Annotated in this window: 14 protein-coding genes; 2 read left to right on the plus strand and 12 right to left on the minus strand. The window is 43.2% G+C overall.

Annotated features, from left to right (window positions below):
• Window positions 1–565 precede the first annotated feature (565 nt).
• Together ABH008_RS06415 and ABH008_RS06420 are read left to right on the plus strand one after the other, a co-directional pair.
• Window positions 566–862, plus strand: coding sequence for a hypothetical protein (locus ABH008_RS06415; RefSeq protein WP_347989027.1), 297 nt, complete (start codon window positions 566–568; stop codon window positions 860–862).
• Complete coding sequence (locus ABH008_RS06420) at window positions 859–1023, plus strand: hypothetical protein (RefSeq protein ID WP_347989028.1); 165 nt, start codon at window positions 859–861, stop codon at window positions 1021–1023. The genes ABH008_RS06415 and ABH008_RS06420 overlap by 4 nt, the downstream gene beginning before the upstream one ends.
• Window positions 1024–1285: 262 nt before the next feature.
• On the opposite strand, the gene ABH008_RS06425 is transcribed toward ABH008_RS06420, so the two are convergent.
• The 12 genes from ABH008_RS06425 to ABH008_RS06480 all read right to left on the minus strand — a co-directional run bounded on the left by ABH008_RS06425 (window position 1286) and on the right by ABH008_RS06480 (window position 16299).
• Window positions 1286–2221, minus strand: coding sequence for a secA translation regulator SecM (locus tag ABH008_RS06425; RefSeq protein WP_347989029.1), 936 nt, complete (start codon window positions 2219–2221; stop codon window positions 1286–1288).
• Between the two features lie 286 nt (window positions 2222–2507).
• A complete protein-coding gene (locus ABH008_RS06430; protein ID WP_347989030.1) occupies window positions 2508–3113 on the minus strand; it encodes a cytochrome c in 606 nt (201 codons plus the stop codon).
• A 4-nt stretch (window positions 3114–3117) separates the two neighbouring features.
• The gene (locus ABH008_RS06435; protein ID WP_347989031.1) at window positions 3118–3591 is read right to left on the minus strand and encodes a DUF6644 family protein; all 474 of its coding nucleotides are present in this window, start codon (window positions 3589–3591) and stop codon (window positions 3118–3120) included.
• A gap of 36 nt (window positions 3592–3627) precedes the next feature.
• The gene (locus ABH008_RS06440; RefSeq protein WP_347989032.1) at window positions 3628–4125 is read right to left on the minus strand and encodes a DUF6644 family protein; all 498 of its coding nucleotides are present in this window, start codon (window positions 4123–4125) and stop codon (window positions 3628–3630) included.
• 82 nt (window positions 4126–4207) lie between these two features.
• Window positions 4208–5224: a hypothetical protein gene (locus tag ABH008_RS06445; RefSeq protein WP_347989033.1), complete on the minus strand. Its 1017-nt coding sequence runs from the start codon at window positions 5222–5224 to the stop codon at window positions 4208–4210.
• A 31-nt stretch (window positions 5225–5255) separates the two neighbouring features.
• Window positions 5256–6065: a hypothetical protein gene (locus ABH008_RS06450; protein WP_347989034.1), complete on the minus strand. Its 810-nt coding sequence runs from the start codon at window positions 6063–6065 to the stop codon at window positions 5256–5258.
• A 39-nt stretch (window positions 6066–6104) separates the two neighbouring features.
• Window positions 6105–6527 carry a DUF6152 family protein gene (locus tag ABH008_RS06455; protein WP_347989035.1) on the minus strand — a complete coding sequence of 141 codons (423 nt, stop codon included), beginning with the start codon at window positions 6525–6527 and terminating at the stop codon, window positions 6105–6107.
• A gap of 661 nt (window positions 6528–7188) precedes the next feature.
• A complete protein-coding gene (locus ABH008_RS06460; RefSeq protein ID WP_347989036.1) occupies window positions 7189–7728 on the minus strand; it encodes a GNAT family N-acetyltransferase in 540 nt (179 codons plus the stop codon).
• Between the two features lie 176 nt (window positions 7729–7904).
• Window positions 7905–8294 (minus strand): GFA family protein, encoded by a 390-nt coding sequence (locus ABH008_RS06465; protein WP_347989037.1) that lies wholly within the window; start codon window positions 8292–8294, stop codon window positions 7905–7907.
• A 171-nt stretch (window positions 8295–8465) separates the two neighbouring features.
• Window positions 8466–10016, minus strand: coding sequence for an efflux transporter outer membrane subunit (locus ABH008_RS06470; protein WP_347989038.1), 1551 nt, complete (start codon window positions 10014–10016; stop codon window positions 8466–8468).
• Window positions 10017–10033: 17 nt separating this feature from the next.
• Window positions 10034–13162, minus strand: a complete 3129-nt coding sequence (locus tag ABH008_RS06475; RefSeq protein ID WP_347989039.1) for an efflux RND transporter permease subunit — start codon at window positions 13160–13162, stop codon at window positions 10034–10036.
• Window positions 13162–16299, minus strand: a complete 3138-nt coding sequence (locus ABH008_RS06480; protein WP_347989040.1) for an MdtB/MuxB family multidrug efflux RND transporter permease subunit — start codon at window positions 16297–16299, stop codon at window positions 13162–13164. Before ABH008_RS06480 ends, ABH008_RS06475 begins: the two co-directional genes overlap by 1 nt.
• Between the last annotated feature and the right edge of the window lie 2 nt (window positions 16300–16301).

Genomic DNA, 16301 nt, shown 5'->3' on the forward strand with positions numbered 1-16301 from the left:
TTAGACGATTCAAGATTGGATTTTACGCTTATGCCAATGAATTTATACACACAATGTTCTGTGTAATTTTGATGTAATCGCGCCAAGAATAGTACGGGTTTTTATAGAACAATGGGGATAACTGCTATGAGGCACTAACCTTAGGGAACTTCGAAAAACCTGGCTTTTGTGCTTCGACAGGCTCAGCACGAACGGTAGGCTATTGATATATAAATACCACTGTTCGCCCTGAGCTTGTCGAAGGGTGGTTTTTCGAAGCTCCCCTTAATATATTTATTTAAATCAACAAAATAATAAGGGTATTTAGAATTATGCAGAAAAGGTAATCTGCTTACTCCTAAGGGGCGGGTCGTACGTTCAAATTGTATCCGGGACGCCATTTAAATCAATGACCCTTTGGTGCCTTCCCACAACACGCTAAACCTTAAGTTAGGCTGCGTTTCGCCGTTCTCTTAAGTAACGTATCAATATAATTTTATATTCTATTCGAGATTATCTTTTACTATTAAAGCTGTAAGGCATTGAAAAATAATGGTTTATGTTGGAGTATTAAAGATCCTGAAATATGCCTTTACAGAAAATAATACCCATGCCTGAATTTAATCACCATGAATTATCCTTGCTCAACCCCGCATTCGAATCCCTATTGGTGGATGTATTGACGGAGTTGGAGCATTTACGGCGTTTGCAGTTGGGGGGTACAACCCTTCCACAGGTATTTTTTCAACTGAAAGCGATTTTTCACATGCTGGAGAGCTTGGGTTCTGTGCGTATTGAGGGCAATCATGCAACGTTGGTGGATTATGTAGAAAGCAAGCTGGAGGGGGGCTGCAAAATCCTACCGATCAATTACGTGAAATGACCAATATTGAAGTCGCTATGGCGTATATTGAAGAACATTTCCATAGTGGTGATGAGCTTAGCGAATTTTTTATTCGTGAACTGCATAGTATTACCGTTACAGAATTGGAGCGTGAAGGTGATGCAATACCTGGAGCCTATCGACAAACCTTGTCAGAATAGCTCAATCAGAGCATTTACCGCCAGACGCAATGCGAATGCCAGATTACATGCGTGAGTTGGTAGAAACCAATGAAATTTAAGTTTAAATAATACAATTTAATTTTTGTAGTTGGAACATTTTGTAATCACTGCAAGCATCTATAGTGTACTTCGAAAAACCAACCTTCGACAAGCTCAGGGCGAACGGTGGTATTTATGTATCAATAACTTATCGTTCGTGCTGAGCCTATTTAAGCACAAAAGCCAGGTTTTTCGAAGTTCCCTATAGTGTCCAGTTTCTGAATGTCCCTGTGTCTAAGTGGATAAAGTTAGATTCTGGATAATAGCCAACGCCGCCTCGATGCATAGCCAGTGCAGCATTGTGGATACGACTTAGACTGTAACGCTCGATACGAATATCGATTGCCCGACCGTGAATATGGAAACTATTATTTGCTACGCCAACACTTTCGGCATGCAGTTTTGCATTAGTCAACGGTGATCGATAACCGCAAACTATATCAAACGGTTGCTTTAACCCCAGCATTTGCTTTATTTCATGTAATTGATCCAAGAGTTCGGGGTCGATAGGGTGTACTTCGCCAGAGTGGTGGTCACGTAGCAAAAAGCTTATTTCGTTTAGTGCATCGTCCAGATAACGGCCTTGTTCATAATAAGTCAGGCTTAATTTGTCGCCTGTATGCGGATTTTGAAATGCCAATGAGCGCTGCGTGATCAACTGTACGTGATCCTTTTGTAGCACAGAATTTGAGGCTGAGTTACTCATCGAAGTTTTTGCTCTGGGTTGAATAATCGAGTGCGATCTGCCGTTCTCAACCTGAGTATGGTTTTTATTCGGTGGTACCTGAGTTTTACTGTTGTAAACAGTCTTTACTCGGTTGTTGTGTTGTGCATGAGGGTGATCCGCACCAGAGACATTCAAGTGCTTTTGTTCGGAAGTTGCCTTTTTACTGCTAGAGGTTGCAATTCTGCTGGCATTATTCGCTTGTTGAGTTGTGTGTTTAGGTAATCGCACCGCTTTTTTGGCCGCTTGATGGTTTATTTTAGTATTCTCAGCGGTATTTTTCGCAGCTTGCACAACATTCGGCAACGCTATCGACGCAGCCACCCCAAAAGCCAGGCGACTAAAAAAGTTTCGTCGAGCGACTATAGTTTCGTTTTGCGGATGTATATTACATTCTTTAGTAGATCTAAACATTCATTGCTTCCCTATTCAACATCATTCCGATAGTGATTATTTTTTGAAGATTTTAAAATCGATTGAATCGGATTTATAACCTGATTTACGTTAATCTGTAGATTGACTTTTGCTTTATTGATATCCAGTCGTATTGTGCGACAAAGGCTTAAGTTTAAAGTAATAGTCATTGCTCAGAGTATTGTTCATGCATATGCAAGTGCTAATAATTTTGGCTTTTGATATTGATTAGCTGACTATTATACTTTTAAGAATTGATTCTGAGTAATTACTAACAATAAAAGATTTATTTAGGTCGTTTGTCATTAGGATACCAAAATTGTGAATGGCATTGTTCGCAGGCGTGTTCCACATCACCACCCGCTTTTTCCAATTCATCCGCATTTTTTTTATCAATCGCTGCCAGGACCAATTCTGTAGCATTTTGTAGTGAATGTACACGTTGAACATAATCTTCGCGATTGCTTTCGATAAGTTTTTGAATATCTTGCGAATTGAGTTCTGCGCCACCAGAAGAGGTGTTGGCATTCTGATGCGCTACAATTCGGTTTTCTATCAACAATAGGTTGCCCGCTTCGGCTAGGGTGAGCGCGTGTTGTCTAAGTTGTTCCCATTCTTCGTCCGTCTCGGGACGGTGTTCTTGCGTACCTTCTGCGGTGCTAACAGAGGATACGGCGTTCCAGACAAAATCGACATTCGGATCGATAATTGACTGCATGATATCTTGCAGTGTGGCGATGGGTTTGAATAGCGTTGCCGACGGCGGAGACGATTGGGAACAGGCGGCCAGCAATGCGGCAAATGGAATGGCTGGAAAAATCTGTTTTATTTTCAAAGTAATATCTCTAAATGTGGGGAGATTGGTTATCGTTTCTTGGCTGATAATTGGCATTAAATTAAAAAAATCCGATAAAACGTCCGGCGAAAGCCACACCAAACCATAGGCTCAAGCTGAGTAACGCGGTGAGTTTGGATGCAATGGAATTTGGCATATCCGCTAGGCTAATGTTGCGGAATACCGTCAAATGAATTAGCAGGGTCAGTCCAAGCAGAATGAACTTGATCCAGAAGAATTCATTGGGATAGTAGCTAGTGGCCGCAGGTATAAAAATCAGCAGGCCTGATATAACGAGTAATCCTAATCCGGCCCATATAAAACCAGAGGTTGCACGGTAGAGTCTGGTAAGCGATTGGTTGTGCAAGCCAAGTCCCAGTAAACGCAGGCTCACCAGTATGACAGACGAAAGCACTAGCAGCATGCCGAGGATATGTGCCAGTTCGATGGCGGCGCAAAAAAGGTGATCCAGACCGCCGATTGCCCGGCCTATACTGCTGGTCTGTATGATTTTGAATATTTCAAATGTAGACATGACGTGCTTTCCTTAATATAACCCCAGTAATGGGTGTTATTGGTAACTTAAATATGGGATCAGGCGGCCGGCAATTACAACCAGACTCCACAAGGTTAGCGAGGTAATGCCTGCGATGCGAACACCTTTGGGTAAAATTGATTGTGTACTCCATTCGTTAACACGCCGTCCCCAGCGATATTCAAACCACCCCGCATTAAGACCTGCCAGGGCAATGAAAATCAATTTATAGATAAACACTGTAAGCAGAATGATTTTGGAGGCCGCCGCAATAAACAGCAAAATGCCAGTAGCAATGGTGGTGGCAAAGCCGCCTAACAACCAGGGTCTGAGCGGCTGCATGATATTCTCGACTGCTACATCCGCTAAAAAATAGCCCATTAGTCGCAAGTCAACGAACAAAATCAGGCCAACAGATAAGCTTAGTCCAATCAGGTGTAGGCCTTCTATGATAGGAAATGCGTACACGGATTCACGCAGCCCCGTACCTATTTCAGAATCGTAGAGTAATTGAGAAAATTCGATTAGCGTCATATTTTCTGCCGTATGGGATTTGTCGCATGCCGCTTAGACGAGCCGATATTGTGTAATAGGATATTGAACAAGGACAGCATGCTTATTTTTTTCCTTCTTCCGCGACCAAGCCAAATCCGCCATTGTTTTCTGCGCAAATGCGTTCATACTGATCAAGGATGATTTCTTTGCCTGCATGCGTGGCGGGTTCTACCTCGAAATGCCAGCCATTGGGCTTGTCTTTTTCGGTCCACTTGCGGGCGGGAATTGTGATAGTGAATGGTCGGGTATAAACGCTAGGATCGGTCAATTCCGCTTCGTAATTATAACGGTCGCGTTGCTCATTGCTAAAAATGTAGCGTTCCTGAATATGGCCGTTTTCACTGATGAATTCGCCAGAGCGGCCAAACAAAGCTTTGCCGTTGTGATTGGCGACATCTACCACTAAGGTATTGCCTTCCCAATGGCCGCGTGAGTCGCCATTCCATAGTTTTATGCTCTCCGGCAAATGTGGTTTGTCACCCAGATGAATGATACGCGTGCCAGAGTTGAACAAAAACACTACATAGCCAGGATATTGATTGATTTCATAGCCATGCCAATACAGCGATTTGGGTACACCGGCTGGCGCACAACGTGCTAAAGGTTCAATGTATTGAGGTTTGATTGGGTTATTGAAATTTGCCTGAAACTCTTTAACTTTCTCCAATGCCCAGGGTTGGAAAGGCACTTGCCCATCTCCAGGATCACTAACGCGGCTGGGTGCGCGTTGCTCTCGCGGACCTTTAGCTCGACGATTGGGATTGGGGTCGTTGGGGATGCCGCCTTGCGGGTCGGTAAAATTATCATGGTTAGCGATGGTGTTTGACCAATGGCCTTGTACGTCCGGTTGTCCATCTGCCAAGCGTGGGCCGGTCCATTTGCCCGAGCTAATCGCAGCAAAACTGTGTTCCTGCTGAATTCCGGGGCCGCCTAAGCTTAGCGGTCTTTGCGTAGCGGCTGGCTCCGTAGTCGGTTTCTTGATATCTTCTGCCGCCATACCTATCATAGGCGTGATTAGCAGTATTGCTGCTATTGCTTCCGACAGGCCTATAAGTAGATGAATCTTACTGTGGTTCATATAATCCTCAAAATGTGTTCGATAGAATTCATCATTGTGCGCCGGGCTTTGGCGGATAATATTGGTCGTAATCCAGCGTAAAGCGGTAATCTTCTATTAGCTGAAAGTCTTTTTCCCGGTGTCTGTGTAGAATTACATCGATATCCCATGGCCTGCTAAATACATTGGGATCTTCAATCGTGGCCTTGTACTCGATAGTATTGGCATCCAGAAAAGTCCATTTTTCGATGACATGCAGTGCATCACTATGAAAGTTGCCAGCATGGTCAAACCATGTTTTATCATTAAAGTGTTTAACATCAACGATTAGCGTGTCGCCCTCCCAATGAGCTCTTGAATCACCAAGCCACCAGTCATAAGGATCTTTGGGGTGATCTGTTCCGTCGGTATGAATGCTTCGTACCGAGTGTCCAAACTGATGCACCAGAGTCAGATCTTGTTTGCGTTGGAAAATCTGAAACGGTTCTGGATAGTAAATGCCGCGCGGTACACCTAAGGTATAGCCTTTTAAAGCGGGATCGTTAGTAGTGCGGGCAGCGAAGTTTTTCTGCTTTTGTTCCAGAGCTTTTGGCAGATAGGGAATAAATTTCCCTTCTACGATACCTGCGCTTGGCGGAGCATCGGCACGATTGCCATGCGGCTCAAGATCGTAGTCGGCGGCGCTGGTGGTTTGCCAGATACCTGAGAAATCGGGTTTGCCGTTGGCTAAACGTGGAATTTTTTTGTCTGCCGCTGAAACAATGCTGGTCCATAGCATTGACAGTATAAAACTGGCAGCTAGTAGCCGCATAATGCCGAGGCAGGCGTTATGTGACGATGGTTTCATCGATAGTATATTCAAGTAATGTTCTCCTTGTGTAACGAATCAGTTACGGTTCGTTTATTGTGCTGCTGGCTGAGCACCGGGCGCATCCTGTGCGCCACCCGTTTTAACACTTCTACCATCTGCCAGTATGGTGGTGACAGCATAGCCGAAACTTTTGCCATTTTTGGCACGAAAGCCCTGAATGCTGACTTCGCTGCCAATCGGTAGGCTGGCTTTAGTGATACCTTTTTCTTTCAAACTGAATGGGGCGCCGAATTCAAATCCCCAATTAGCAACACTGCCGTCATTTTGTTTAACATCTAGATATAGCCAGCTATGTGGATTAACCAGTTCCAGTTTAGTGACAACGCCTTTCAATTCAATCGGCTGCTCTGCATCAAATTCCGCTGAGAAGGCATGATGAGCCTGTGCTGGAACCACATGGCAGAAAGCAGTCATTAATGCAAGAATGCCAAATAACTTGCTGTTTGTACGCATAAATCACTCCAAAGTGTTATTGAAACTAATTTTTTGTCCCACGACGAAGCACATCGAATCAGCGTATTTTTATTAAATGGTTAATGTGTAACTACTTACCCAGTTATTGATCTCTTTAGGTGGTTGGGGGTGGCTCGATAGAGCGTAACCCAATCTACGCATGGCACAACTCAGCCAAGAAATCCCATAGCCAAAAGCCAATTCGTCAGCTTTTTAACAGTTTTTGAAAAACGCGGAATGTAATTACAGTAATGTTTAATAAAATCAAAGCCGGAAGCTGTTTCGTTGCTCCATTTAAGGTTTTAACCGATTAGTAACAGCAAAAAATAAGCCAATCTTATTATTTGTGCATTGAGATAGATGCTATTTATTGGTAAGACTTTATTTATTAAGACTTAGTGGATTTATAATATTTGTAGGCTTCAGATGTAGCTTAAGTAAAATATTGCGCGATAGCTAAATGGGATTGTTCAAAAATCAGCAAGCCATGTGCACTTGCTGTTGTTGTGGATGCAATTGATTGTTGGTAGAAATTTTGTTTGCTGGTAATTTCTTGAACTGATGTTTACCATGCGAGATGTATTAAAATTGAGTGTGTTGATTTTGAGTTTATTCAACACGACCCCTTTTTTTCGGAACGAGAGTATTGTTAGAAAACAATCTAAACGATTTTATATGCAACTTCATTAAGGATTCGACCTGACATACTTGTTACTTTGCCAGTTCTAAATATTCTGCCGTTTAATTTTTCTGCAATTTTCCTGCTGGGTATATTATCTCTGTCGCAAGGATATACCATAAAACTGAAAATCAGATTTTCTCTGGCCCAATTAGCCAGAATTTTTATGGCCTCTTGACCGAAACGATTACCATGAGCTTGTTTTTTTAGCCATATACCCAAGCTGGGTTCGTCTGGGGAAGGCTTTCCATGAAGCCCACAAACGCCCAAGAATTCATCCGATGTATTATCAAGAATTGCAAAAGTTAAATCAGTGTTCTCTTCCATCTTTTTATTACTTGCTCGAATAAACTCGTAAATCTGATTAATATGAGTAGGTGTTGATGGAACCATAAACTGCGTTATTTCATCAGTAAACTCTTTAAAAATTATGTCCGCATATTGATCAGCAATAGGTATTAGTTTTACCCGTACACCATTTATCGTAACTGAGCTGAATCGAATGTGGGTACGGGTCTGCACGATGTTGGTTCCTATTTTTTAATAAGTTTTTAATATATTTACAACTCGATAAGCAGGAATAGGTCGTAATAGGTGAAGCCGTATTGCGCAGGTGTCTTCGATCATTCTGCGCAATACTTTTCGCTATTGACGCCCTATGGGTAACCACTATTATGATTGCGGCTTATGGACTTATGTTATGCATGGTGTTTGATTTTGCTTCCATAAATTTTTTTTATGGGAATCGATTCCAAATCTAGACCTTCCAAGCACCGGACATTGACTGCCCATCCATCGAAAGGCTTCGAGCCTTCGAGAATTTCTTCAGGTGTTGGATCACTTGGGCGTCTGAATGGTAGGATGCCGCAAGAGGGACAAAAGAAATCTTTCGCGGTTTTACTTCCCCATTGATACAAAACAAGATCATCCCATGGGGTAAGCAAATTTAAATTCTCTTTTGGAATCCTGTGATTCAATGCCCCCCGTTTCTTACAAATAGAGCAATCGCAAACACGCACATGATCTATTTCTGCTTCGATTTCGAAGCGAACTCTTCCACAATGGCACGAACCTTTATATTTTGTCATAACTTATTACAAGGGATTAGATAGTTAACCTTATATCTACCAACGAAAACTCTTCCATACGATAATTTCTTGATCAGAAAAGCCATAAAGCGTATTCAAAAAAGTGTTTATTTTCATAAGTTGGAATAGGTTTTAACCGTATCCCACAGATTAAAGTCAATCATTGTTTAATTAAGGTAAAAAATGGAATTGCAGCATATCGCTAAACGGATTTGTAAAGGTGTTTTCGCTTTTTCCCTGGTCCATACCTGGAATGATCAAATAATCGGTCCATTTGATTTCACCGCCAATCTGATCGGAGTTAGGCACTTTTTTTAGATCCCAGCCACCACCCAGTGCGGTGACTAACTGTACAGAAGCCGTTAAACGAGAGCCTTTCAGTTGTACTGCGGTTACCTGATTATTCAATGCATTGGTTTGTGCGGTCATAACATTGATATAATTGACTGTTCCGGCTTTGTATTGATTAATAGTCAGCATTAACGCTTCGTTTGCAGCGGCAACCGCTCTATTCTGTACCTCGATTTCGTCGGCGAGGATGCGTAAAGCCACCAGATTGTCTTCCACTTGTTGAAATGCGGTTAACACTGTTTGCCTGTAATTGGCGACATTGGCTTCGTAATTGTCTATTGCCTGTTTATACTGGGCATTTTTTGCGCCACCATCAAACAATGTTATTGCTCCCGCAGCAGGAAATGACCAATAATTTTTAGCCAGCGAATACAACGTATTTAAATTTAAAAAACCACTCTGCACACCATCGGTGGCACTCAGGTTCAGAGTCGGAAAATATGCGGCTTTCGCAACACCGATTAAGGCATTGGTGGCAGCCAGTTGGCGTTCCGCAACGGCAATGTCGGGCCGTCTTTCCAATAGTTCGGAAGGTAATTCCACCGGAATAGCAGGAACTTGCACGTTTAATAGATCGTTAGACAGGCTTAATTCGGCGGGGGCTTTGCCTATCAGTACTGCAACCGCATGCTCAAGTTGAGCGCGTTGTATGCCTAGGTTGATGTTCTGAGCGCGAACGGCTTCCAATTGTGCTTCGGCCTGGGCTACGTCGCTTTTAGCGGCCACACCTGCACCATACCGGTTACGGGTAATATCCAGAGTTTTTGTATAAGCGGCAGTATTTTCATCTAACAATCTCTTTTGTTCATCCAGTATTTTTAATTGAAAATAATCAGCGGCCAGACTGGCTTGTAGGGATAGTTGTAAGGCCTGCATAGTGGCTGCACTGGCTTGTGCAGATTCAGTATTGGCTTCAATTTGTCTCCGTACTCCACCCCATAAATCCGGTTGCCAGGTCATGGATATTGCATTACCAATGAGGTTTCTAACCCCGGCAGGAGCCACACTGGTACCACTGGCAGCGACAAAGCGATTAAACTGCCCAGTACCCGTGCCGACCGGAAATAAGGACGATTGTGACGATAATACCAAGTGTTCTGCTTGACGGAATTGCGCTTCAGCTTTTGCCAAGGATTGATTAGCTTTGGCTACTTGTTCTTCCAACTCATTTAGTTTGGGATCTGCAAAAATTTCCCACCAGTTACCCAGTACCACATTATCGCGGGGCTGCGCTTGTTTCCAGCCTTTTGCTTCTTTAAAATCAGTTGGCGTGGTTAGCGGTGGACGGACATAATCCTGACCCATCATGCAAGCTGTTAGATTGGTGGCTATAACGGTATAAAGTAAAGTTTTGTTGGGACGAAATTTCATGCGCACATAGACGAATTTTAAGCTGATGTATCTGCAGGGTGAACGGATGCAGAGTGGGTAAAACGGGTACGAAAACTTAAACGAAATCGATCCAGATATAAATAAACTACCGGAGTGGTGTATAGCGTAAGTAATTGACTAAAAACTAAACCACCGACTATTGAAATCCCTAGGGGTTGGCGTAATTCAGCACCATAGCCCGAGCCTAGCGCCAAGGGCAGGGCACCAAACAGCGCGGTTAAAGTGGTCATCAATATGGGTCTAAAGCGCAGTATACAAGCCTTAAAAATGGCATCGCGAGAACTCAAACCTTCTGTGCGTTCAGCATGTAAAGCAAAATCGATCATCATAATGGCATTTTTTTTGACTATGCCGATCAGTAAAATTACACCAATTAAGGCTATTATGCTGAATTCTGTATCACAAGCCATTAAGGCCAATAGGGCGCCAACACCCGCTGAAGGTAGCGTTGAGAGTATGGTTAGTGGATGAATATAACTTTCATAGAGTATGCCCAGTACCAGATAAATACTCACTAGTGCCGCCAGAATCAGCCAGGGTTGGTTTCGTAAGGAGTCTTTAAAAGCTTTCGCAGAGCCTTGAAAGCTACCTTTTAAACTGGTGGGTAAACCGATAGAAATCATCGATTTTTCAATAGCTTTTGTGGCATCAGATAATGATATGCCTTCTTTAAGATTAAAGGAAATAGTTGCTGCGGCAAATTGCCCTTGATGATTCACTGTTAATGGTGTGCTGGTGGGAGAAAAGTTGGCTATGCTCGCCAACGGTACCTGATGAGCGGGTATCTGAGCCCCTGATTTTGAGTTTGATGCTGGCACACTAATAAATATCTGTTTCAGCGCTTCTGGACTTTGCCAGTATTCCGGTGCCAATTCCATCACCACATGATATTGATTGAGGGGGTTATAGATAACAGAAACCTGTCTTTGCCCAAATGCATCATTTAAACTGGCATCTATCATGGCTTGCGTCACTCCGTAACGGGCGGCAGCATCGCGGTTTACCACTAGGCCAATTTGTTGCCCATGATCCTGTTGATTGGTATTGACATCACTGAGTTCTGGTAATTTTGACATGGCCTCGACAACTTTAGGTGTCCAGGTACGCAGTAAATCCAGATCATCGGATTGCAATGCGTAATCAAACATACTGGGTGATGGTCTTCCGCCAATACGTAACTCCTGTGCCGGAAATAAATGTATTCTTGCACCGGGAATACGTTTTAAACTGTCACGCAAACGTTCCATGACTTGTTCAATGGGTTCGCGTTCCTCATGAGGTTTCAATACGGTAAATAGGTCGGCACTATTGGTATTTTGTTGGGCACCCGCAAATCCCACCACATTGCTTACGGCTGGGTCTTGTTTGATAATGGCGGCAAATTCGAACAATTTTTTCTGTAATGCCCAAAATGAAACGCCTTGATCAGCTTGAATGCCGCCAATTAATCGGCCACCGTCTTGGGTGGGAAAAAATCCTTTTTCTATGTTGATGTATAAATAAAAATTTAGGCCGATGGTGCCAAACAATAGTAGCAACATAATGCGGCTATGCCTTAGCGCCCAGTTTAGTGACTGTTCATAAAATTTCTGTACGCGTTCAATGGATCGACTAATACCATAAAAAAAACGACCAGGATTAGGATTTTCCTTACTTAACCAGCGTGCACAGAGCATGGGTGTGGTGGTCAAAGAAATGAGTAATGATACCAGTACCGATGCTGACAGGGTAACGGCAAACTCCCTGAAAATACGCCCCACCACGCCACCCATCAGTAAAATCGGCAAGAACACAGCGACCAGAGAAACGCTCATGGCGAGTACGGTAAAACTGACTTCTTTGCTAGCCATCAGTGCTGCTTTGTAGGGTTTTATGCCATTTTCAATATGCCGTTTTGCATTTTCAACCACCACGATAGCATCATCAACCACAAAACCTGTTGCTATGGTTAGTGCCATTAAAGATAGATTGTTCAAGCTATAGTGCAGAAAATACATCACTAAACAGGAACCAATTAGTGAAACCGGCACGGAAACGATGGGGATTAGGGTAGAGCGTAAATCCTGTAAAAACAGTAACACTACCAGCATGACCAATCCAATCGCAATAAATAAACTATGTTCAACTTCGCGAACTGATGCACGAATGGTCAACGAGCGATCTACCACCACAGATAGATCCACACTATTGGGTAGGCTGGCTTTTAATTCCGGTACGAGTGCCAATACTTGATCTACTGTTTCTATGACATTGGCAGCAGGTTGTTTTTTGAGTATGAGTAATACAGAGGGTTTACCATTTTTTAGCCCGGTATTGCGCAAATCTTCTACAGAATCTGTTACGTCTCCCAAGTCGGATATTCTGACTGGGGCATTGTTTTTGTAACTGACAATCAATGGCATATAGTCTTTAGCCAGGCGTGCCTGATCATTAGCTTGTATTTGCCAGCGCTGTTCAGCATTCTCTATGACGCCTTTGGGGCGGTTAATATTGGTTTGGCTGATAGTGTTACGAACATCCTCCAGTCCGATACCGTATTTGGTCAAAGCATTTGGATTGAGATCCAGGCGCACTGCGGGCAAGGCTGCACCGCCCACTTGTACCTGACTGATACCGGAAATTTGCGAAATTTTTTGTGCCAGAATTGTTGAGGCGAGATCATACATCTGACCACGATCAAATTTTTCAGAGGTGAGTGCCAGAATCAAGATGGGTGAGTCAGCAGGATTATCACGTCTATAACTGGGGCGTGATGGTAAGCCTGTTGGTAACAAAGTGGCTGCAGCGTTAATAGCTGCCTGAACATCTCGGCCCGCACCATAAATATCACGCGCCAGATCAAATTGCATTGTGATACGTGTAGAGCCGAGTGAGCTGGTTGAAGTCATTTCATTAATGCCAGCAATACGGCCAAGCGCTCGCTCCAGTGGTGTAGCTACGGTTGCTGCCATAGTTTCGGCACTTGCGCCAGGCAAGTTGGATTGTACGGTAATGGTTGGGAAGTCAACCTGTGGCAAAGATGACACTGGCAGATTTAGAAATGCCAGGGCACCGGCCAAGGTAATGGCAAGCGTTAGCAGGCTGGTGGCTACGGGCCGATTAATAAATAGTGCGGAGATGTTCATCAGGGATTCAAATCCGTATTTGTTTGTTCATCAATGGGTTTTAGCTTTAACCAACCAGCAACATTTTTGGCTAATTTATCCATCCACAAATAGATGACTGGCGTGGTGTATAAAGTTAATAATTGACTTAACAGTAAACCACCTACCATGGATAAGCCCAACGGGTGACGTAATTCTGAACCTACTCCAGTACCAATCATTAAGGGTAATGCACCTAGTAGTGCTGCTAAAGTAGTCATTAAAATTGGGCGAAATCGTAATACGCAAGCCTGATAAATGGCCTCAGCGGGCAACATAAACTGTTTACGCTCAGCTTCCAGGGCAAAATCGATCATCATAATGGCATTTTTCTTAACGATGCCAATCAGCAAAATGATACCGATAATACCAATGATATCTAGGTCGGTGCCTGACAGCATTAGTGCTACCAACGCGCCGACACCGGCGGACGGTAAGGTAGATAAAATAGTAACAGGATGTATATAACTTTCATATAAGACGCCCAATACAATGTAAACCGTAACAATAGCGGCCAAAATTAACCATAACGTGTTAGTTAATGAGGCTTTAAAGGCTAGTGCAGCACCTTGAAAACTGGTATGCACACTTAACGGCAAACCAATTTCTTGTTTGCCTCGTTCGATGGTTTGCACCGCATCACCTAAAGAACTGCCCTTAGCCAGATTAAACGAGAGTGTGGAAACCGGAAATTGATTCAAGTGATTGATTGAAAGGGGTGTGGGTTGAATAGATAATTCCGCAATGGCAGACAAGGGTACTTGGGTGCCGTTGGTAGATGGAATACGTAAATCATTGAGCATATTCGGCGTTATTTGTTCACTTGGATCCACCTCCAGGACTACCCGATACTGATTGGATTGAGTGAAAATGGTAGATACCAAACGCTGTCCATAGGCGTCATAGAGTGCGTTATCGATCGCAGAAGTACTGACTCCCAGTCGACTGGCGGTACTTCGATCAATTTTGACGTAAACTTGTTGACCCTGATCCTGCACGTCACTTGCAACATCACTAAATGCGGGTTGCTCTTGTACCCATTCCACTAGTTTATGCGTCCAGCTATTCAACTCTTCAAGATTTGCAGATTCCAGGGTAAATTGATATTGGGTACGACTGACACGGTTTTCCATTGTCAAGTCCTGAACAGGTTGTAGAAATAATTTAAAATCTGATTGTTTGCTTAGATTTGTTTTTAGACGGTCTATCACTTCACTAGCCGAAATTAAGCGTTCAGCTTTTGGTTTAAGATTAATTAAAAATCGACCACTGTTGGGGGTACTATTAATGCCATCAACACCAATAATCGACGATAAACTTTCTACAGCCGGATCATTCAGAATAATGGCAGCCATTTGTTGTTGGTAATTTGCCATTGCCGTAAATGATACGTCTTGTGGCGCTTCAGAAATGCCTTGAATAATTCCGGTATCCTGTATCGGAAAAAATCCTTTCGGAATGACAATATATAAGACTACAGTCAATAAAACGGTGGTAAAAAACACACACATAGTTAGTACTTGTCTGTTTAGCACCCATTGCAATGACCGTCCATAACCTGCAATTAGTGTTTCGAACCAATTGTTTTTGCTCTGTTGTTCGTGTTGTTGCTCTGGACGCAACAGCTTTGCACACATCATGGGTGTTAATGTTAGTGAGACTAGGGCAGAAATTAAAATAGCAACTGCGAGGGTAATGGCAAATTCTCTAAATAGCCGTCCGACAATATCGCCCATAAATAACAATGGAATTAATACGGCAACTAAAGAAAAGGTTAGAGAAATAATAGTAAAGCCAATTTGTTCAGAACCTTTTAATGCTGCTTTTAGAGGTGATTCCCCTCGTTCTATATAACGGGAAATATTTTCAATCACCACAATGGCATCGTCCACGACAAACCCAGTCGCAATGGTTAATGCCATTAAAGTCAGATTGTTAATACTAAAGTCGGCTATGTACATTACGGCAAAAGTGCCTACCAAAGATACTGGCACTGCAATACCCGGAATAATGGTGGCCGGAATATTGCGCAGAAATAAAAAAATCACCATAACGACCAGCGCGACTGCTAGCAGTAATTCGAATTGTACATCGTGTACCGAAGCACGAATGGTGATGGTACGATCAGTCAGTGGTAAAACTTCTATGCTGACTGGCAGAGATGCTTGCAATTCTGGTAACAGTGCTTTAATACGATCAACTACTTCTATGACATTTGCACCGGGTTGACGTTGAATGTTAACGATGATGGATGCCTTATCATTTGTCCATGCCGAGAGTCGAGTGTTTTCCGCACCATCAACCACTTTTGCTACTTCGGTTAAACGTACCGGTCCTCCGTTACGATAAGCAATAACCAAATCGCGATATTCAACGGCAGAATGTAATTGATCGTTACTATCAATAATGGCTGAACGCAATGGGCCATTAAACATGCCTTTCGGTTGATTGACATTGGCGGCGGCAATAGCCGAGCGCAAATCTTCCAAACTGATGCCATAGGCAGAAAGTGCTTTGTGATTAGCTTGAATTCTGACCGCAGGACGTTGGCCTCCGCTCAAACTAACTAAACCTACACCCGGCAACTGTGCAATTTTTTGTGCGAGTCGAGTGTCAATCAGGTCTTCTACTTTGTATAAGGGTAATGAATTAGAGCTAACTGCGAGTGTCATGATTGGTGTGTCAGCCGGATTTACTTTGCTATAGATAGGCGCTTGCGGTAAATCCGTAGGCAGAAAACTGGCTGCTGCATTAATGGCAGCCTGTACTGTTTGTTCGGCAATATCCAGTTCAAGATGCAAATTAAATTGTAAAGTGATGACGGATGCACCACTGGAATTGCTGGAAGACATTTGTGTAAGTCCAGGCATCTGACCAAATTGACGTTCCAAAGGGGCTGTAATGACTGAGGTCATGACTTCAGGACTTGCTCCTGGATATAATGTAACCACCTGTATGGTTGGATAATCAACTTGAGGTAATGCAGATACCGGTAGTAACCGGTAAGCCAGAATACCTACCAATAGTAAGGCTACCATTAAAAGCGAAGTTGCGACGGGTCGCAGGATAAAAATCCGTGAAGGATTGAAGCCTGATTGCTTAGAATTTGAATTTGGCATGC

This window comes from Methylomonas sp. AM2-LC, from assembly GCF_039904985.1.
GTDB lineage: Bacteria > Pseudomonadota > Gammaproteobacteria > Methylococcales > Methylomonadaceae > Methylomonas.

Bases quoted from the DNA above. Each gene is read 5' to 3' on its own strand.
- ABH008_RS06440 (WP_347989032.1), bottom strand. From the start codon at position 4,125: ATGACGCTAATCGAATTTTCTCAATTACTCTACGATTCTGAAATAGGT.
- ABH008_RS06465 (WP_347989037.1), bottom strand. From the start codon at position 8,294: ATGACAAAATATAAAGGTTCGTGCCATTGTGGAAGAGTTCGCTTCGAA.
- ABH008_RS06455 (WP_347989035.1), bottom strand. From the start codon at position 6,527: ATGCGTACAAACAGCAAGTTATTTGGCATTCTTGCATTAATGACTGCT.
- ABH008_RS06480 (WP_347989040.1), bottom strand. From the start codon at position 16,299: ATGCCAAATTCAAATTCTAAGCAATCAGGCTTCAATCCTTCACGGATT.
- ABH008_RS06470 (WP_347989038.1), bottom strand. From the start codon at position 10,016: ATGAAATTTCGTCCCAACAAAACTTTACTTTATACCGTTATAGCCACC.
- ABH008_RS06435 (WP_347989031.1), bottom strand. From the start codon at position 3,591: ATGTCTACATTTGAAATATTCAAAATCATACAGACCAGCAGTATAGGC.
- ABH008_RS06425 (WP_347989029.1), bottom strand. From the start codon at position 2,221: ATGTTTAGATCTACTAAAGAATGTAATATACATCCGCAAAACGAAACT.
- ABH008_RS06475 (WP_347989039.1), bottom strand. From the start codon at position 13,162: ATGAACATCTCCGCACTATTTATTAATCGGCCCGTAGCCACCAGCCTG.
- ABH008_RS06415 (WP_347989027.1), top strand. From the start codon at position 566: ATGCCTTTACAGAAAATAATACCCATGCCTGAATTTAATCACCATGAA.
- ABH008_RS06430 (WP_347989030.1), bottom strand. From the start codon at position 3,113: ATGCCAATTATCAGCCAAGAAACGATAACCAATCTCCCCACATTTAGA.
- ABH008_RS06420 (WP_347989028.1), top strand. From the start codon at position 859: ATGACCAATATTGAAGTCGCTATGGCGTATATTGAAGAACATTTCCAT.
- ABH008_RS06445 (WP_347989033.1), bottom strand. From the start codon at position 5,224: ATGAACCACAGTAAGATTCATCTACTTATAGGCCTGTCGGAAGCAATA.